Annotated in this window: 16 protein-coding genes; all 16 read right to left on the bottom strand. The window is 72.2% G+C overall.

The window, feature by feature from the left end; translation table 11 throughout:
- Positions 1–4: 4 nt before the first annotated feature.
- Complete coding sequence (locus tag AC54T1_RS08245; protein WP_496911639.1) at positions 5–913, bottom strand: FliA/WhiG family RNA polymerase sigma factor; 909 nt, start codon at positions 911–913, stop codon at positions 5–7.
- Positions 914–930: 17 nt separating this feature from the next.
- Positions 931–1,863: a tyrosine recombinase XerC gene (locus AC54T1_RS08250; protein ID WP_496911640.1), complete on the bottom strand. Its 933-nt coding sequence runs from the start codon at positions 1,861–1,863 to the stop codon at positions 931–933.
- 171 nt (positions 1,864–2,034) lie between these two features.
- Positions 2,035–3,246, bottom strand: coding sequence for a DNA-processing protein DprA (dprA, locus tag AC54T1_RS08255; protein WP_496911641.1), 1,212 nt, complete (start codon positions 3,244–3,246; stop codon positions 2,035–2,037).
- Positions 3,243–4,781 (bottom strand): YifB family Mg chelatase-like AAA ATPase, encoded by a 1,539-nt coding sequence (locus AC54T1_RS08260; RefSeq protein WP_496911642.1) that lies wholly within the window; start codon positions 4,779–4,781, stop codon positions 3,243–3,245. Before AC54T1_RS08260 ends, dprA begins: the two co-directional genes overlap by 4 nt.
- A complete protein-coding gene (locus AC54T1_RS08265; RefSeq protein WP_484345265.1) occupies positions 4,781–5,143 on the bottom strand; it encodes a YraN family protein in 363 nt (120 codons plus the stop codon). Before AC54T1_RS08265 ends, AC54T1_RS08260 begins: the two co-directional genes overlap by 1 nt.
- Before the next feature lie 169 nt (positions 5,144–5,312).
- A complete protein-coding gene (locus AC54T1_RS08270; RefSeq protein ID WP_484345264.1) occupies positions 5,313–5,612 on the bottom strand; it encodes a DUF2469 domain-containing protein in 300 nt (99 codons plus the stop codon).
- Between the two features lie 7 nt (positions 5,613–5,619).
- Positions 5,620–6,360 (bottom strand): ribonuclease HII, encoded by a 741-nt coding sequence (gene rnhB, locus AC54T1_RS08275; protein WP_496911643.1) that lies wholly within the window; start codon positions 6,358–6,360, stop codon positions 5,620–5,622.
- Positions 6,357–7,064: a signal peptidase I gene (gene lepB / locus AC54T1_RS08280; RefSeq protein WP_484345262.1), complete on the bottom strand. Its 708-nt coding sequence runs from the start codon at positions 7,062–7,064 to the stop codon at positions 6,357–6,359. The genes rnhB and lepB overlap by 4 nt, the downstream gene beginning before the upstream one ends.
- A 142-nt stretch (positions 7,065–7,206) precedes the next feature.
- On the bottom strand, positions 7,207–7,566 hold the full coding sequence (gene rplS / locus AC54T1_RS08285; protein ID WP_484345261.1) for a 50S ribosomal protein L19: 360 nt from the start codon (positions 7,564–7,566) through the stop codon (positions 7,207–7,209).
- A 225-nt stretch (positions 7,567–7,791) separates the two neighbouring features.
- A complete protein-coding gene (gene trmD, locus AC54T1_RS08290) occupies positions 7,792–8,583 on the bottom strand; it encodes a tRNA (guanosine(37)-N1)-methyltransferase TrmD (protein WP_496911644.1) in 792 nt (263 codons plus the stop codon).
- A 1-nt stretch (position 8,584) separates the two neighbouring features.
- A complete protein-coding gene (rimM, locus tag AC54T1_RS08295) occupies positions 8,585–9,193 on the bottom strand; it encodes a ribosome maturation factor RimM (RefSeq protein ID WP_496911645.1) in 609 nt (202 codons plus the stop codon).
- A 113-nt stretch (positions 9,194–9,306) separates the two neighbouring features.
- Complete coding sequence (locus AC54T1_RS08300; protein WP_484345258.1) at positions 9,307–9,546, bottom strand: RNA-binding protein; 240 nt, start codon at positions 9,544–9,546, stop codon at positions 9,307–9,309.
- On the bottom strand, positions 9,546–9,980 hold the full coding sequence (gene rpsP / locus AC54T1_RS08305; RefSeq protein WP_484345257.1) for a 30S ribosomal protein S16: 435 nt from the start codon (positions 9,978–9,980) through the stop codon (positions 9,546–9,548). Before rpsP ends, AC54T1_RS08300 begins: the two co-directional genes overlap by 1 nt.
- Before the next feature lie 158 nt (positions 9,981–10,138).
- Positions 10,139–11,236, bottom strand: a complete 1,098-nt coding sequence (locus AC54T1_RS08310) for an amidohydrolase family protein (protein ID WP_496911646.1) — start codon at positions 11,234–11,236, stop codon at positions 10,139–10,141.
- 24 nt (positions 11,237–11,260) lie between these two features.
- The gene (gene ffh / locus AC54T1_RS08315; RefSeq protein ID WP_484345255.1) at positions 11,261–12,838 is read right to left on the bottom strand and encodes a signal recognition particle protein; all 1,578 of its coding nucleotides are present in this window, start codon (positions 12,836–12,838) and stop codon (positions 11,261–11,263) included.
- 52 nt (positions 12,839–12,890) lie between these two features.
- On the bottom strand, positions 12,891–14,729 hold the full coding sequence (locus AC54T1_RS08320) for a [protein-PII] uridylyltransferase (protein WP_496911647.1): 1,839 nt from the start codon (positions 14,727–14,729) through the stop codon (positions 12,891–12,893).
- Positions 14,730–14,817: the final 88 nt, after the last annotated feature.

The raw sequence follows: 14,817 nt of genomic DNA on the forward strand, positions 1-14,817 counted from the left end.
GCGGTCAGGAGGTCTCGCTCGTCGTCAGCCGCGAGCGCAGCCGGAGCATCGCCGCCGTGTGCATCTGCGAGACCCTGGACTCGGTCACCCCGAGCACCCGCCCGATCTCCGCGAGCGTCATGCCCTCGTAGTAGTAGAGGACGACCATGATCTTCTCGCGCTCCCCGAGCTGGTCCATCGCCTGGGAGAGCAGGAACTTCGTCTCTTTGCTCTCGAACGTCCCTGCGGGGTCGTTCGACCGGGAGCGCTGGACGGCATCGAGGGCGCTGACCTGCTCCACGCGGTCGCCCGTCCCCACGACTTCGTCGAGCGCCACGAGGGCGACGGAGGCGACCTGGCTCTGGATCGCGTGCAGCTCGGTGGTCGCGATGCCGAGACGTGCGGCGAGCTCGTCGGGGCTGGGTGCACGGTGCAGCTCGTACTCGAGCTCGGCGTGCGCCTGGTCCACGGCCCGGGCCTTGCTCCGCACCGACCGCGGCACCCAGTCCGCGGCACGGAGCTCGTCGAGGATCGCGCCGCGGACACGCGTGTTCGCATATGTCTCGAACTTGATGTCCCGCGCCGGTTCGAACTTCTCGATCGCGTCGATGAGGCCGAACATCCCGTAGGAGACGAGGTCCGCGTGCTCGACCGAGCTCGGCAGCCGCATACCTACCCGCGACGCCACCGATGCGACGAGCGGCGCGTAGTGGAGGATGAGCTGCTCCCGCACCGCCGCCGTCGGCGACTGCTTGTACCGCGCCCAGACCTCGATGAGCTCGGCGGCGACCGCAGCACCGTCAGGGCTCTCGACGACCACCGGGGGCTCCGCCTGCGGCGTCTGGTCCAAGCGCGCGTGCAGCAACCCCGAACGCGCGGGCCGCCTGATCACGACGGTGGCAGCGGCGGTCGGTGCTGGGCTCGCTGTGGGCATGAGGGTCTCGTGGTCTTTCATGCTCGTGGGTGCGCCAACCGATAGGACGACTGCAGTCGCTCGGCGGACACGTGGGTGTAGCGCTGGGTCGTGGCGAGGGTGGCGTGCCCGAGGACCTCCTGGACGGTGCGCAGGTCGGAACCGCCCTCGAGGAGATGGGTCGCCGCGCTGTGGCGCAGGTCGTGGGGTGCGACGTCGTCGACCCCTGCGAGGGCCGACAGGCGGTGGACCGACTCGCGGACCTGACGTTGCCCCCACCGCTGGCCCCGTTGGCCGATGAAGAGCGCGTCCGTGGGCACCTTCCCGACGAGCGCCGGGCGCCCCGTCGAGAGCCACTGGTCGAGCGCGCCGGCGGCGGGAACACCGAACGGGACCATCCGCTCCTTGCTGCCCTTGCCCATGACTCGCACGGTGCGCTGCTCGAAGTCGACGTCAGCGATGTTCAGCTCCACGATCTCTCCGACCCGTGCCCCCGTGGCGTACAGCAGCTCGACGCAGGCCCAGATCCGCAGGTCCCCCGGTTGACCGCTGGCGGCGATGTCCCGCGCTGCGTCCATGAGCGTCGCAGCGGAGTTCACGGCGAGGACCGTGGGGAGGCTCCGGTGCAGGCGCGGGCTCGCGAGGCGCGCGGAGGGGTCCTCCGAGATGCGGGAGGTCCGCACGGCCCAGTCGAAGAACGTCCGGACGGCCGCGCCGCGTCGGGCCACGGTCGAGCGGGAGAGCTGGCGGGCGGACATCTCGGCGAGCCATCCCCGCAGCAGCGTGAGATCGACCTCCTCGAGCGAGGGGACTCCGTGGGCGACGGCGAAGGCGAGGAGCTGCTCGAGATCCGAGGTGTAGGCCCTGACCGTGTGCGCCGACAACCCGCGCTGGGCGGTCAGGTGCGAAGCAAAAGCCACAAGGACCTCGGGCTGCGTGCGGGTCCCGGGATCCCCCGTCGGCGAGTGCATGCCCTTACGGTGACGGGTGCCGGTCGAGGTTTCAAGGGTCCTTCGCAGCACCCGGGGAGCGGCTCGCCCGAATTCGTTCAGTTTGCAGCACAATCCTGGCGCCGAAGCGGACGGTAACAGGCAAAGTTCACCCATAGCACGGTTGTGCACATCTTGCTACCTGCAGCCTCGTCACGCTGCCGGAGCTCTGCGCCAGCCTCCGCTCTCTCGCACGGCGAGACCCGCCAGCTCGAGCCGCCCCAGGGCATCCATCCCCTCGGCGGGCGACACACCGGCAGCGCGCACGATCGCCTCGACGGGCGCGCCGCGTCGTACGGGGAGCGCATCGAAGACACGGCGACCGGCATCGTCGAGTCCGTCGTGAGCACGACGCGCGGCGGCGTCCCGCGCGTCCTCCCCCGCCCGGGCTCCCGCGCCGTCCGTCCCGAGCCCACCAGCAAGCTCGAGCACCTCGTCCACGTCCGTCACGCACACAGCGCGTCCCTCCCGCAGGAGCCGATGGCACCCGGCAGACGCCATGGAGGTCACCGGGCCGGGCACCGCACCGACCGGCCGCAGGAGCTCGAACGCCAGTCCCGCTGTGGCGAGCGACCCCGACCGCCATGCCGCCTCCACGACGACGGTGGCTGCCGCGGCCGCCGCGATGAGCCGGTTCCTCTTGAGAAACCGCACCCTGCTCGGCACCGACCCTGGCGGGACCTCGCTCACGACCGCTCCCCCGCGCACGACGACAGCGCGCAGCAGGTCGGCGTTGCCCGCCGGGTACAGACGGTCGACACCGCCGGCCAGGAACGCCACCGTCGGGCCACCCACCGCGAGAGACGCACGATGGACCGCCGCGTCGATCCCGTAGGCGCCGCCCGAGACGGTCGTCACGCCCCGCGCCGCCAGCCCCGCGCTCATCTCGCCCGCGACGCGGTCGCCGTAGTCGGTGCTCGCTCGCGCGCCCACGACAGCCACCGCGCGGGCCAGGAGCCGTGCTGGATCGCCTGTACCACGCACCCACAGGCACGGCGGGGCCGCGTCACCGAGCGCGTCGAGCTGGTGCGGCCAGGACGAGCTCCCGGGAACGACGAGACGTCCGCCGAGACGGTCCAGCACCCTCAGCTCGCGGTGCGGGTCGAGGCCGACCGTCCGCGGCAACCAGCGAGCGACCGCTCGGGCCATCCGCTGCCGCGCACGCTGGTCCTCCACACCGAGGTGGTCGGCAAGCCGCGCCACCCCGCGCGCGGGGCCCGAGGGGTCGACCGTGTGGAGCCAGGCGAGAGCGGGGACGGCCCCGACGGTCCGCAGGAGGGCACCTGCGACCTCGTCCCCGGGCTCCACGATCCTGCTCCATGCGGCGCGGGCCTCGAGCTCCTCGCTCGGTGGCGTCGTGGTCATGACCCCTGCCCACGGGTCCGCAGCGCGAGTGCGTGCCCGATGTCCTGACGAGCGGGAGCGTCCCGCCCCGCGAGGTCGGCCAAGGTCCACGCCACCCTGAGCACCCGATCGACGCCACGGAGGCTGAGCGTCCCGTGGTCGAGCGCCGCGTCAAGGTCGGCGAGCAGGCGCCGGTCGGGGCCCAGCCTGTCCCGGAGCCACGTCCCGGGCACCTCGCTGTTGGTTCCCCAGCGCGTCCCCGCCAGTCGCGCGCGGGCGGCCGCGCGTGCGGCGTGGACCCGTGCGGCCACCGTCGCGGTGCTCTCACCGCGGACGTCGCTCGCGACGTCGAGCCGCGTGACCGGGTGCACCTCGACCTGCAGGTCCACGCGATCGAGCAGCGGCCCCGAGAGGCGGGCGAAGTAGCGCCGCCGCGCGATCGGGCTGCACGTGCAGTCGAGGCCCTTGCCGATCGCCAGACCACACGGGCACGGGTTCGCGGCGAGCAGCAGCTGGAAGCGCGCCGGATATCGGGCACTGCCTGCGGCCCGCTGGATGACGAGCTCACCCTGCTCGAGCGGTTGACGCAGGGTCTGCAGCACCCGCGGCGAGAACTCCGGGGCCTCGTCCATGAACAGCACCCCCCGGTGCGCCCGCGAGGCAGCACCGGGCCGCGGAAGGCCTGACCCTCCCCCGACGATCGCGGCCGGCGTGGCGGTGTGGTGCGGGTTCTCGAACGGTGGCCTCGCGAGCAGGCCTCGCGCCGGGTCGAACGTGCCGGCGACCGAGTGCACCGAGGTCACCTCGATCGCGTCCGCCTCCGTGAGGTCCGGGAGCAGGCCGGGCAGCCGTGCGGCGAGCATCGTCTTGCCCGTGCCGGGTGGCCCGACCATGAGCAGGTGGTGCCCGCCCGCGGCGGCGACCTCGAGCGCCGACCGTGCCGCGACCTGCCCGATGACGTCGCGCAGGTCGGGGACGGCAGCAGGCGGGGCCGGGACCACCTGCCGCCGTGCCTGCAGGGACGCGTCGGACGGGACCGGCACGTCCGCGCCGTACGCGTGCGCGAGCTCGGCGAGCGTCCCGACGCCGAGCACCTCCACCCCCGGTACGAGACGGGCTTCGGCCACGTCGGCGAGCGGGACGACGACCCGGCACACCCCGGCCTTCACCGCAGCGACGACCGCCGGCAGCACGCCCCGGACCGAGTGCACCCGGCCGTCCAGCCCGAGCTCGCCCAGGTGCACGGCCCCCACCGGACGCGCCGGGTCCACGAGGCGGGCACCGGCGAGCATCGAGATGGCGATGGCGAGGTCGAACCCCGACCCTGCCTTCGGGAGCGCGGCCGGGGAGAGATTCACGGTGACCTTGCGCTGGGGCAGCACGAGGCCTGCCGAGGAGATCGCTGCCCGCACCCGGTCCCGCGACTCGGCCAGCGCGGCGTCCGGGAGACCGACGAGCGTGAAGCCCGGGACAGAGGCTGCCAGGTGTGCCTCGACGTCGACGACGTGCCCCTCGAGGCCGACAAGACAGACCGACAGGGCTCGCCCGAGCGACATCAGGACACTCCCCGCAGGTGCTCGACCGTGGCAGCACCGGACCGCGGCAGGACGACGGCGACGACGTCGATCCGCACCGAGGCAGCTCCCACGGCGTGCTCGCTGAGCCACTGCCCGGCCAGCCGACGCAACCGGGCCAGCTTCGCGGGCGTGACCGCCTCTGCCGGGTGGCCGAACCCCGTCCCGCGGCGTGTCTTGACCTCGACGACGACAACCTCCGGGCCCTGCCGCGCGACGATGTCCAGCTCACCGCGGGTGCCGCGCCAGTTGCGGTCGAGCACCTCGTACCCCGCGTCGACGAGAAACCGCTCCGCGACCCTCTCTCCATGCTGGCCGACTGCGGCCCGTACGTTCGACGTCATGTCCCACCTCCGCCACGACTGTGCGACGCAGGAACGCGGACCGTCCCGGCCGCGGCGGCACCCGGTGGACGCGGGCGGGGCGGACCGTTCTGTGGAGGACATGCTGCCGCAGGTCAACGGCTGGCTGGCCCAGCTCCTCAGTGACGGGGCAGGAGAGACGCCACGCAGGTCAGAGGTCGAGCTCCGCCTGGACGAGCTCCTCGACATTGACGTCCTTGAACGTCACGACACGGACCGACTTGACGAAGCGCTTGGAGCGATAGACGTCCCAGACCCACGCGTCGGTGAGGCTCACCTCGAAGTACACCTCGCCCGCCGCAGACCGCACCTGGAGGTCGACCTTGTTGGCGAGGTAGAACCGTCGCTCGGTCTCGACGACGTACGCGAAGAGCCCGACGACGTCGCGGTACTCACGGTAGAGCGCGAGCTCCATGTCGGTCTCGTAGTTCTCCAGGTCTTCTGCGCTCACCCGACCATCATGGACCATCGGCGGCGACGAGGTCCGCCCGGTCCATCCCGGGCAGCCGCCAGCTCACCCGGTGCGCCGGGCTGGGACCGTGCACCGCGAGCGCATCGACGTGCCTGCTCGAGCCGTACCCCTTGTTGGAGTCCCACCCGTACACCGGGTGCAGCTCTGCAAGCCGCACCATGTGCGCGTCCCGGTCGCACTTGGCCACGACGCTCGCCGCCGCGACGGACGCGCAGCTGAGGTCGGCCTTGACCCGGGTGAGCACCCGTGGCTCGACATACCCCGGCGGGCAGCTCACCGGGGCAGCCAGCAGGTCGAGGAGGTCGGCCTGCGGCTCGGTGAGCCAGTCGTGGGACCCGTCGAGCAGAACGGTATCGACGACGGGCACCGTCCGCGAAAGCTCCACGAGGGCGCGTCGGCCTGCCAGACGGAGGGCGCGGATGATGCCGAGCTCGTCGATCTCCGCGGGCGTGGCGGAGCCCACGGCAGAGCCGAGCGCCCACCTCGTGATGAGGGGCACGTACTGGGCCCGGGCGCGTGGCGTGAGGACCTTGGAGTCCGTGAGGCCCTGGGGGCACCGCCCGGTCGCTGCTCCGACCGCGCAGACGCCGACGGTGACGGGGCCGGCGAGCGCACCGCGCCCGACCTCGTCCATGCCGACGACGACCCGGGCGCCCTCCGCGAGCAGGACGCGCTCGTGGGTGAGGTCCGCGGAGCGGCGCAGCGGGACGCGAGGGCGGCTCGTCACGGTTCCGGGACGTCCGCGAAGGTCTCACCGGGGTTGCGCAGCCATCCCCACCGGTCGGGGGGCCACACGGTGACGAAGGCCGTGCCGACGACGTTGTCGACGGGGACGAAACCACCACCGGGGCTTGCGGCGTTGTAGCGGGAGTCCGTCGAGTGGGCCCGGTTGTCCCCCATCACCCAGAGGAAGCCGTCGGGGACGGTCTCGTCGAACTCCACGACCGAGGGGTCCGAGCCCGGCTTGAGGTAGGGCTCGTCGATCGGCTCACCGTTCACGGACACGCGCCCCTCGGCGTCGCAGCACACGACGTGGTCACCCCCGAGCGCGATGACACGCTTCACGAGGTGCTCGCCCGCATCCTGCGGAAGGAGCCCGATGAAGGTGAGGGCGTCCGTGACGCCCTGCTGCAGGGGTGTGCGCTCCGGCTGGACCGTGCCGCTGAGCCACGTCCCCGGATCCTTGAACACGACGATGTCGCCGCGGTGGATGTCGAACACCCCCGGCACCATCTTCGACACGAGGATGCGGTCGCCCTCGAGGAGGGTGTCCTCCATCGAGCCGCTGGGGATGTAGAACGCCTGGACGAAGAAGGACTTGATGATCCAGGACAGCACCAGAGCACTGCCGAGGATGATCACCGTCTCCTTGAGGACCGACCCGCGTCGGGAACGGGGGCGCTTGTCGGTGTCGTCGGCGTCGCGTGTCACCCGCCTACTGTGCCACCTCGACCAGTGTTCACCCGAATGCGCTGCGAGAACGACGACGGGCGGCCACCCCGGAGGGTGACCGCCCGTCGTCGCGGAGCAGTGGTGCCGGCCCGACCGTGAGGTCAGTGTCCGGCAGCGCCGATCACTTCGCGGGAGCGAAGTCCCGCTTCTCCTTGATCTTCGCCTTCTTGCCGCGCAGCTTGCGCAGGTAGTACAGCTTGGCGCGACGCACGTCACCACGGGTGATGACCTCGACGGACTCGATGGTCGGCGCGTTGAGGGGGAACGTGCGCTCCACCCCGACGCCGAAGCTGATCTTCCGGACGGTGAACGTCTCGCGGACGCCGCCGCCGACGCGAGCGATGACGACGCCCTGGAACGCCTGGACGCGAGAGCGGGTGCCCTCGACGACCTTGACGTTGACCTTGACGGTGTCACCGGCGCGGAAGGCCGGGATGTCGTGGCGCAGCGAGGCTGCGTCGACGCTGTCGAGAGTATGCATGTCGTTCTCCCCGTCCTGCCACAGGTCAGGCACGTATCGTGGGCACGCGCGGCTCGCACCGCGCGGTCCAGTCCAGTTCAGAAGGTGGTGCGACATCCTGCGGGAGCCGCAGGACGACATCGCCGTGTTGGACGCCCCTGTGGCAGAGTCCGGTCCAGCGCACACCAATGACCTATCTTGCCACACGAGCAGGGAGCCGGTGCACGCCGGCCCGACCGGTCTGCGTCAGGCGCTGGCGGTCCCTGGCGGTCTGGGATGGCCCGTCGCCCCCACGGACCACCCGTGGGCCGCGAGCACTGCGCGGTCGCCCGCGTCGAGGGCCTCCGCGTCGAGCGCCAGCACGAGGTCCGGACGCCGCGCCAGGGTGCGCTCCAGCGACTGGTCGCGCCGCCACCGGACGATGCGCGCGTGGTGACCGCTGAGCAGGACGTCCGGCACCCGGTGACCCATCCATTCAGCCGGCTTCGTGTAGACGGGATACTCGAGCAGCCCGGCCTCCCCGTGCGACTCCTCGACGAGAGACCCTGGGTTGCCGATGACGCCCGGGAGCAGGCGCGCGACCGCCTCGATCATGACCATCGACGCCACCTCGCCCCCGTTGAGGACGTAGTCACCGATCGACAGCTCTCGTACGTCGCCGCCCGACGCGCGATGGCGCTCGACGACACGCGCGTCGATGCCCTCGTAGCGCCCGCACGCGAAGACGAGCTGGGACGCGCCTGCCAGCTCGTGCGCGGTGCGTTGCGTGAACGACTCCCCCGACGGCGTCGGGACGACGAGGGTGCCTTCCGGTCGCAGCACCTCGTCGAGCGCGGCACCCCACACGTCGGGCCGCATGACCATGCCTGCGCCGCCGCCGAAGGGCGTGTCGTCGACCGTACGGTGCCGGTCGCTCGTCCAGCCCCGCAGGTCGTGCACCCCGAGCTCGAGCAAGCCCGAGGCCACCGCCTTGCCCACGAGCGACAGCCGCAGCGGCTCGAGGTAGTCCGGGAAGATGGAGACGACGTCGATCCGCATGTCAGCGATCGCCGTCCGGCTGCACGCCAGGTGCCCCGGCGTCCTCGTCGTCCGGCTCGGGCCGATCGGAGCTGTCGCCCGCCGGCAGCGCGACGTCCAGGTTCGCGGCGTCGCGTGCGAGCAGCCCGCCGGGCGGGTCGAGGACGACCCTGCCGCCGGGGACGTCGACGACGGGGACCATGGCGCGGACGAAGGGGACGAGCGTGCGCGTGCCGTCCGTCTCGAGCAGCACGAGGACGTCGTGCGCGGGCATGTGCTCCAGGCCGCTGATCGTCCCCACCACGGTCCCGTCGACGAGCTCCGCGCGCAGGCCGGCCAGCTCGTGGGGGTACCAGGCGTCCTCCTCCTCGGAGGCGTCCACGTCGACGACGAGCTCGATCCCCCGCGAGGCCTCGGCAGCGGTCCGGTCCGTGATCTCGGCGAAGTACACGTGCCACCGGCCGTTCTGGATCCGCGTCCCGGTGACGGTGAGGGGACCCGCGGACGCGGGGACGGTGCGCAGCACGGCCCCGACCGCGAGACGGGTCTCGGGGTCGTCCGTGTGCAGGTCCAGCGCGACCTCGCCGCGCAGCCCGTGCGCGCGGCCGATCTTCGCGACCGTGAGTTCCATGGGTGCTCCTCCTGCAACGACCTCGTCCGAGGTCTGGTGACAACGCACCGGGGCCCGCCCACCTCACGGTGGCCGGGCCCCGGGCCATGCTGGTCGTACGTGTGCCGGTGCGCTCAGCGGCGGTCGATGTCGACGACGTCCACCCGCACGGGCGTGTCACCGGCGAGCGCGCCGGTCACCGTCCGCAGCGCGCGCGCCGTCCGACCGCCGCGACCGATCACCCGACCGAGGTCGTCGGGGTGCACCCGGACCTCGAGGAGCTCGCCACGGCGCAGGGCCTTGGCGTTCACCTGCACGTCATCGGGGTTGTCCACGATGCCGCGCACCAGGTGCTCGAGCGCGTCGGCGAGCATCAGGCCTGCTCGTCCGCGGGAGCGTCAGCGGCGGGGGCGCTCGCTGCAGCGGCAGCCTTTGCCTCGGACGCCTTCGCCTTGACCTTCTCGGCGTCGGCGGCAGCCGTCGCGACGGCCTCGGCGACAGCCTCGGCGCTCGGCGCGGCCTTCACGCGCAGGGTGCCCTCCGCGCCGGGGAGGCCCTTGAACTTCTGCCAGTCACCGGTGACCTTGAGCAGCGCGAGGACCTGCTCGGTGGGCTGGGCGCCCACGCTGAGCCAGTACTGCGCACGCTCGGAGGTGATCTCGATGAGCGAGGGCTCCTCGGTCGGGTGGTACTTGCCGATCTCCTCGATGACGCGGCCGTCACGCTTGGTGCGGGAGTCGGCGACGACGACGCGGTAGTACGGTGCTCGGATCTTGCCGAGACGCTTCAGACGGATCTTGGTGGCCACAGTGGTGGTCTCTCCTGCTTCTGGGGATGTGGTGAACCGTGCACCTCCCGGCGGGGTGCGGGGGGTCCGTGGTTCGAAACGCGGCTACGCACGGAGAGAGGGGCCGGGCATGCCGAGTACAGCGGATCATTATGCCAGATCCACGAGGCCCGCTCCACCTACGTTCGCGGGTGGATCTCACCGCGCAGGACGACCGCCGACGGCGCCGCCAGGACGCCGATGTCCGCCCGGGGATCCTCGGCGTAGAGCACGAGGTCTGCCGGCGAACCGTCGCCGAGCCCGCCGACCCCGAGATACTGCCGGGAGCGCCAGCTGGCCGCCGCGACGACGTCCGCTGCTGGTATCCCCGCGCGCACGAGCTCCGCACACTCGGCGGCGATCCGACCATGCGCGATCGTGCCTCCCGCGTCCGTCCCCACGAGAAGACGGACGCCCGCGTCGTGCATGTCCCGCACCTGCTCGTACCTGCGCCGATGCATCGCGCGCATGCGCGCTGCGAACACGGGGTACCGGGCGTCCGCCTGCCGGGCGATCTCCTCGAACTGGCTGATCTGCAGGAGGGTCGGCGTCACGGCCACCTGCCGCCGGGCCACCTCGTCGATCTGCTCGGGTGTCAACCCGGTGCCGTGCTCGAGGCAGTCGATCCCCGCCCCGAGCAACCCGGGTACGGCCTCTGCCGAGAACGTGTGAGCGGTCACCCGGGCGCCGGCACGGTGCGCCGCCGCGACAGCGTCGTGCACGACGTCGTCCGGCCAGAGCGGAGCGAGGTCCCCGAGGTCCCGGTCGATCCAGTCGGCGACGATCTTCACCCAACCGTCCCCGCGGGCGGCTTCCTCGGCGGCGGACGCGGGGAGCTCCCGCACGTCGTCGAGCTCCCGCGCGAACCCACGGATGTACCGCTTGGGCCGTGCGAGGTGCCGTCCAGCCCGGACGATCCGTGGGAGGTCCGGGCGCCGGGCGATCCATCCGGTGTCGACGGGCGAGCCGGCGTCGCGGATGAGCAGGACGCCACTGTCCCGGTCGGCTCGCGCCTGCTGCTCGGCGACCGCCGGACCGACCCCGCCGTCCGGGCCGAGACCCACGTGGCAGTGCACGTCGACAAGACCGGGGAAGGCGAAGCCCTCCAGGTGCAGGACGTCCCCGCTCAGTCCGGTCGGCGGCGTGAGGCGGACGTGCCCGTCCTCGACCCAGAGGTCCCCGACCTCCTGGTCCTCCCCGAGCACGACGACGCCGCGCACGTGGATCACCTGGGGCATCGCGTACCTCGCCCGGCCCGACCGTCAGCGACCGAGGAACTTCTCGAGACCTGCGGGGATCTCGAGCGGAGCGTCCGGCTGGCCGCTCTGCCCGATGCCGAAGGCCGAGCCGGGGGCGGTCGGAGCTGTCCCGGCCGCAGCTGCGCGCTGCTCAGCAGCGCGCTTCGCCGGGTTGCCGGACTTGCTCTTCTTGCCACGGACCTGCTGCGCCTGCTGGCGACCGCGCGACTTCTTGCCGCCCATGCCGGGGAGGTTCCCCATACCGGGGACCGCCATGCCGCCGCCGCGGGACATCTGCCGCATCATCTTCTGCGCGCCGGCGAACCGCTCGAGCAGCTGGTTCACATCCGTGGTCGTCACCCCGGAACCCCGGGCGATGCGCGCGCGGCGCGACCCGTTGATGATCTTGGGCGTCTCGCGCTCGGCGGGGGTCATCGACCGGATGATCGCCTCGATGCGGTCGACCTCGCGCTCGTCGAAGTTCTCGAGAGCCTCGCGCATCTGCCCCATGCCGGGCAGCATCCCGAGCATCTTCTTCATCGAGCCCATCTTGCGCATCTGCTGCATCTGGACGAGGAAGTCGGCGAGCGTGAAGTCCGTGCCCGCGGCGACCTTGGCCGCCATGGCCTCGGCCTCGCCCGCGTCGAAGGCCTGCTCCGCCTGCTCGATGAGGGTGAGGATGTCACCCATGTCGAGGATGCGGGACGCCATCCGGTCCGGGTGGAACGCTTCGAAGTCGGTGAGCTTCTCACCCGTGGACGCGAAGAGGATGGGCTGCCCGGTGACTCTCGCCACCGACAGGGCTGCACCACCTCGGGCGTCTCCGTCGAGCTTGGACAGCACGACGCCGGTGAAGCTCACCCCGTCCGCGAACGCCTGGGCCGTCGCGACCGCGTCCTGACCGATCATCGCGTCGATGACGAAGAGGATCTCGTCGGGGTTCGTCGCGTCCCGGATGTCCGCGGCCTGCTGCATGAGCTCAGCGTCGACACCGAGGCGACCCGCGGTGTCGATGATGACGACGTCGTGCTGCCGCGAGCGTGCCGTCTCGACGCCGGCGCTCGCGACCGCCACCGGGTCGCCGCGGGGTGTCTCGTCCTCACCGGCGACCCCGGGGTGCGGGGCGTAGACGGGGACGCCCGCGCGCTCGCCCACGACCTTGAGCTGGGTGACGGCGTTCGGACGCTGGAGGTCAGCGGCGACGAGCAGCGGGGTGTGCCCCTGCGTCCGCAGGCTCAGCGCGAGCTTCCCGGCGAGCGTCGTCTTCCCGGCACCCTGGAGGCCGGCGAGCATGATCACCGTTGGGGGGTTCTTCGAGAACCGCAGGCCACGGCTCTCGCCGCCGAGGATCGCGACGAGCTCCTCGTTGACGATCTTGACGACCTGCTGCGCGGGGTTGAGCGCCCCGGAGACCTCCGCGGACAACGCTCGCTCACGCACGGTCCCGGTGAACTCGCGGACGACGGGGACGGCGACGTCCGCGTCGAGGAGCGCGCGCCGGATCTCCCGCACGGTCGCGTCGATGTCCGCCTCGGACAGACGTCCCTTGGTCCGGAGGTTCTTGAAGGTCGATGTCAGGCGGTCGGACAGAGTGGCGAACACCGTTGCAATCCTCACCGTTCGCTGGATATGGCCAAGAGCCAAGACTACCGGCTCACTCCTCGGGCGTGGCGCCCCGGCCGTCCCCCGGCCCGTCTTCGAGGGTCCGCCGCGTGCGTTCGACGAGGTCGTCGACGAGCCGCGCACGCCACGCTGTCCAGGCCGTCGGTCCGAGCGACGACGAGTCGGCTTCGGTCAGGGCACGCAGCACGTCGAGCAGGTCCGCACGGTGGTCGACGGCTGCGGCGAGCTCGGCGACGGTCGCCGGGTCGTTCGGGTCGCTGCTCACCGCGAGCCGCGACAGGGTCAGGTGGTGGGCGACCATCCGCGCGACGTCGGCGATGACGTCCTCCGCGAAGCCCATCCGCCCCAGGATCGCCGGGACGAGACCCGCGCCGGTGACGGAGTGGTCCTGCGCGCCGGCGCGCTTGCCGATGTCGTGCAGGAACGCTGACAGCAGGAGGACGTCGCCGCGAGCCACCGCCTTGCGGGGGACGAGCGAGACCGCCTCGATGAGGTGTCGGTCGACGGTGTGCCGGTGGATGGCGGCCCGCTGCGGCCGGTTCCGCACACCGGCCCACTCGGGGATCCAGGACGTGACGACGCCGGCCAGGTCGAGCGCCTCCCACACGGGGATCTGTGCCTGACCGGAGCCGAGCACGGTGAGCAGCGCAGCCCGGGCCGCGCGCGGCCACGGCTCAGGCAGTGGCGGGCACTGCGCGAGGCTCGCCACGGACACCGGTGAGATCGTCAGACCGGTGCGCGCTGCCGTCGCGGCGGCCCGCAGCGCGAGCATGGGGTCCGTCGTCGGGTCGGTCGCGACGGCGAGCACGAGCTCGCCGTCGTGCTCGACGAGCCCGTCCCCCACGGGACGCAGGCGGGGAGCCGCCCGTCGGCCGCGGATCATGAAGGGGCGCGCCGCGGCCAACGGGCGTTGCAGTGCCTGGCGTGCACGACGCACGGTCGTGTCCAGCCCGTAGGAGATCTCCCGGCCTGCCTCGGCGAGACTCGCGAGGAAGTCATCGGGGTCGTCGTACCCGCAGCGCGCGGCGACCTCGTCGAGGTCCGCGAGCACGAGGCGGTTCGTGTGGCGTCGCGTCGCGAGCTGGAGCGCGTCGCGCGCGTCGAGCAGGTGCGCGTAGGCCCGGTCGACGGCCCCGTGGGGGCGGTCGGTCAGCCAGGTCGCGGCGAGTGCTCCGAGGACGACCGCATCGCGGATGCCGCCTCGTGCCTCCTTGAGATCCGGCTCGACGAGGTAGGCGAGCTCCCCGTGCCGATCTGCTCGCGCACGGGTCGATGCGAGAAGCTCGGGCAGGCGCCGTCGCGCGGCGGAACGCCAGTCGGACAGCACGGCGGAGGTGGCCCGGTGCACGACGACGGTGTCTCCCGCGATCGGCCGCACGTCAAGCATGCCGACGGCCGCGGGAAGGTCCTTCGACGCCACCTGTCGGCACTGCGCGAGCGACCTCACCGAGTGGTCGAGGTCGAGGCCGGAGTCCCAGATCGGGTACCAGAGCCGGTCTGCGAGCGCGGACAGCTGTTCTGCGGAGTGCGTCCGCCCGTCGTGCACGAGCACGAGGTCGAGGTCGCTCATCGGCCCCAGGTCTCCGCGTCCGAGGCTCCCGACGGCCGCCAGCGCGACACCGCTCGGGTCGAGGTCCGCGGCGGCGTCCTGCCACAGCTCGGCGAGCCTGCCGGTGACGAGGTCCACGAGCGACTCCCGCCGTGCACGTCCCAGCTCGGACGTCCCTGCTCCTGCTGCACCGACCCGGTTGAACCGCTCCGCGACGGCGAGCCGCTCGGTCCGCAGGTCCCGCACCCCCCGTGCTGCTCCCGGCGCTCCGGGGGAACCGGGGTCCGCCTGCGCGCCGTGTCCCTGCACCTGCTCCGTCATCCTGTCGCCCCCTGACGTGCTCCCCGGCCGGGGAGCGCAAGACGGACCGGCCGATCGACCGGTCCGTCTCGTGCTGTTCGGTGTTCGT

This window comes from Sanguibacter sp. Z41_6 (genome assembly GCF_059621145.1).

What these genes read in the sequence shown, in the direction of transcription:
- AC54T1_RS08245 (WP_496911639.1), bottom strand. Translation starts at nt 913, where the DNA reads ATGCCCACAGCGAGCCCAGCACCGACCGCCGCTGCCACCGTCGTGATC.
- AC54T1_RS08250 (WP_496911640.1), bottom strand. Translation starts at nt 1,863, where the DNA reads ATGCACTCGCCGACGGGGGATCCCGGGACCCGCACGCAGCCCGAGGTC.
- dprA (WP_496911641.1), bottom strand. Translation starts at nt 3,246, where the DNA reads ATGACCACGACGCCACCGAGCGAGGAGCTCGAGGCCCGCGCCGCATGG.
- AC54T1_RS08260 (WP_496911642.1), bottom strand. Translation starts at nt 4,781, where the DNA reads ATGTCGCTCGGGCGAGCCCTGTCGGTCTGTCTTGTCGGCCTCGAGGGG.
- AC54T1_RS08265 (WP_484345265.1), bottom strand. Translation starts at nt 5,143, where the DNA reads ATGACGTCGAACGTACGGGCCGCAGTCGGCCAGCATGGAGAGAGGGTC.
- rplS (WP_484345261.1), bottom strand. Translation starts at nt 7,566, where the DNA reads ATGCATACTCTCGACAGCGTCGACGCAGCCTCGCTGCGCCACGACATC.
- trmD (WP_496911644.1), bottom strand. Translation starts at nt 8,583, where the DNA reads ATGCGGATCGACGTCGTCTCCATCTTCCCGGACTACCTCGAGCCGCTG.
- rimM (WP_496911645.1), bottom strand. Translation starts at nt 9,193, where the DNA reads ATGGAACTCACGGTCGCGAAGATCGGCCGCGCGCACGGGCTGCGCGGC.
- AC54T1_RS08300 (WP_484345258.1), bottom strand. Translation starts at nt 9,546, where the DNA reads ATGCTCGCCGACGCGCTCGAGCACCTGGTGCGCGGCATCGTGGACAAC.
- AC54T1_RS08310 (WP_496911646.1), bottom strand. Translation starts at nt 11,236, where the DNA reads ATGCCCCAGGTGATCCACGTGCGCGGCGTCGTCGTGCTCGGGGAGGAC.
- AC54T1_RS08320 (WP_496911647.1), bottom strand. Translation starts at nt 14,729, where the DNA reads ATGACGGAGCAGGTGCAGGGACACGGCGCGCAGGCGGACCCCGGTTCC.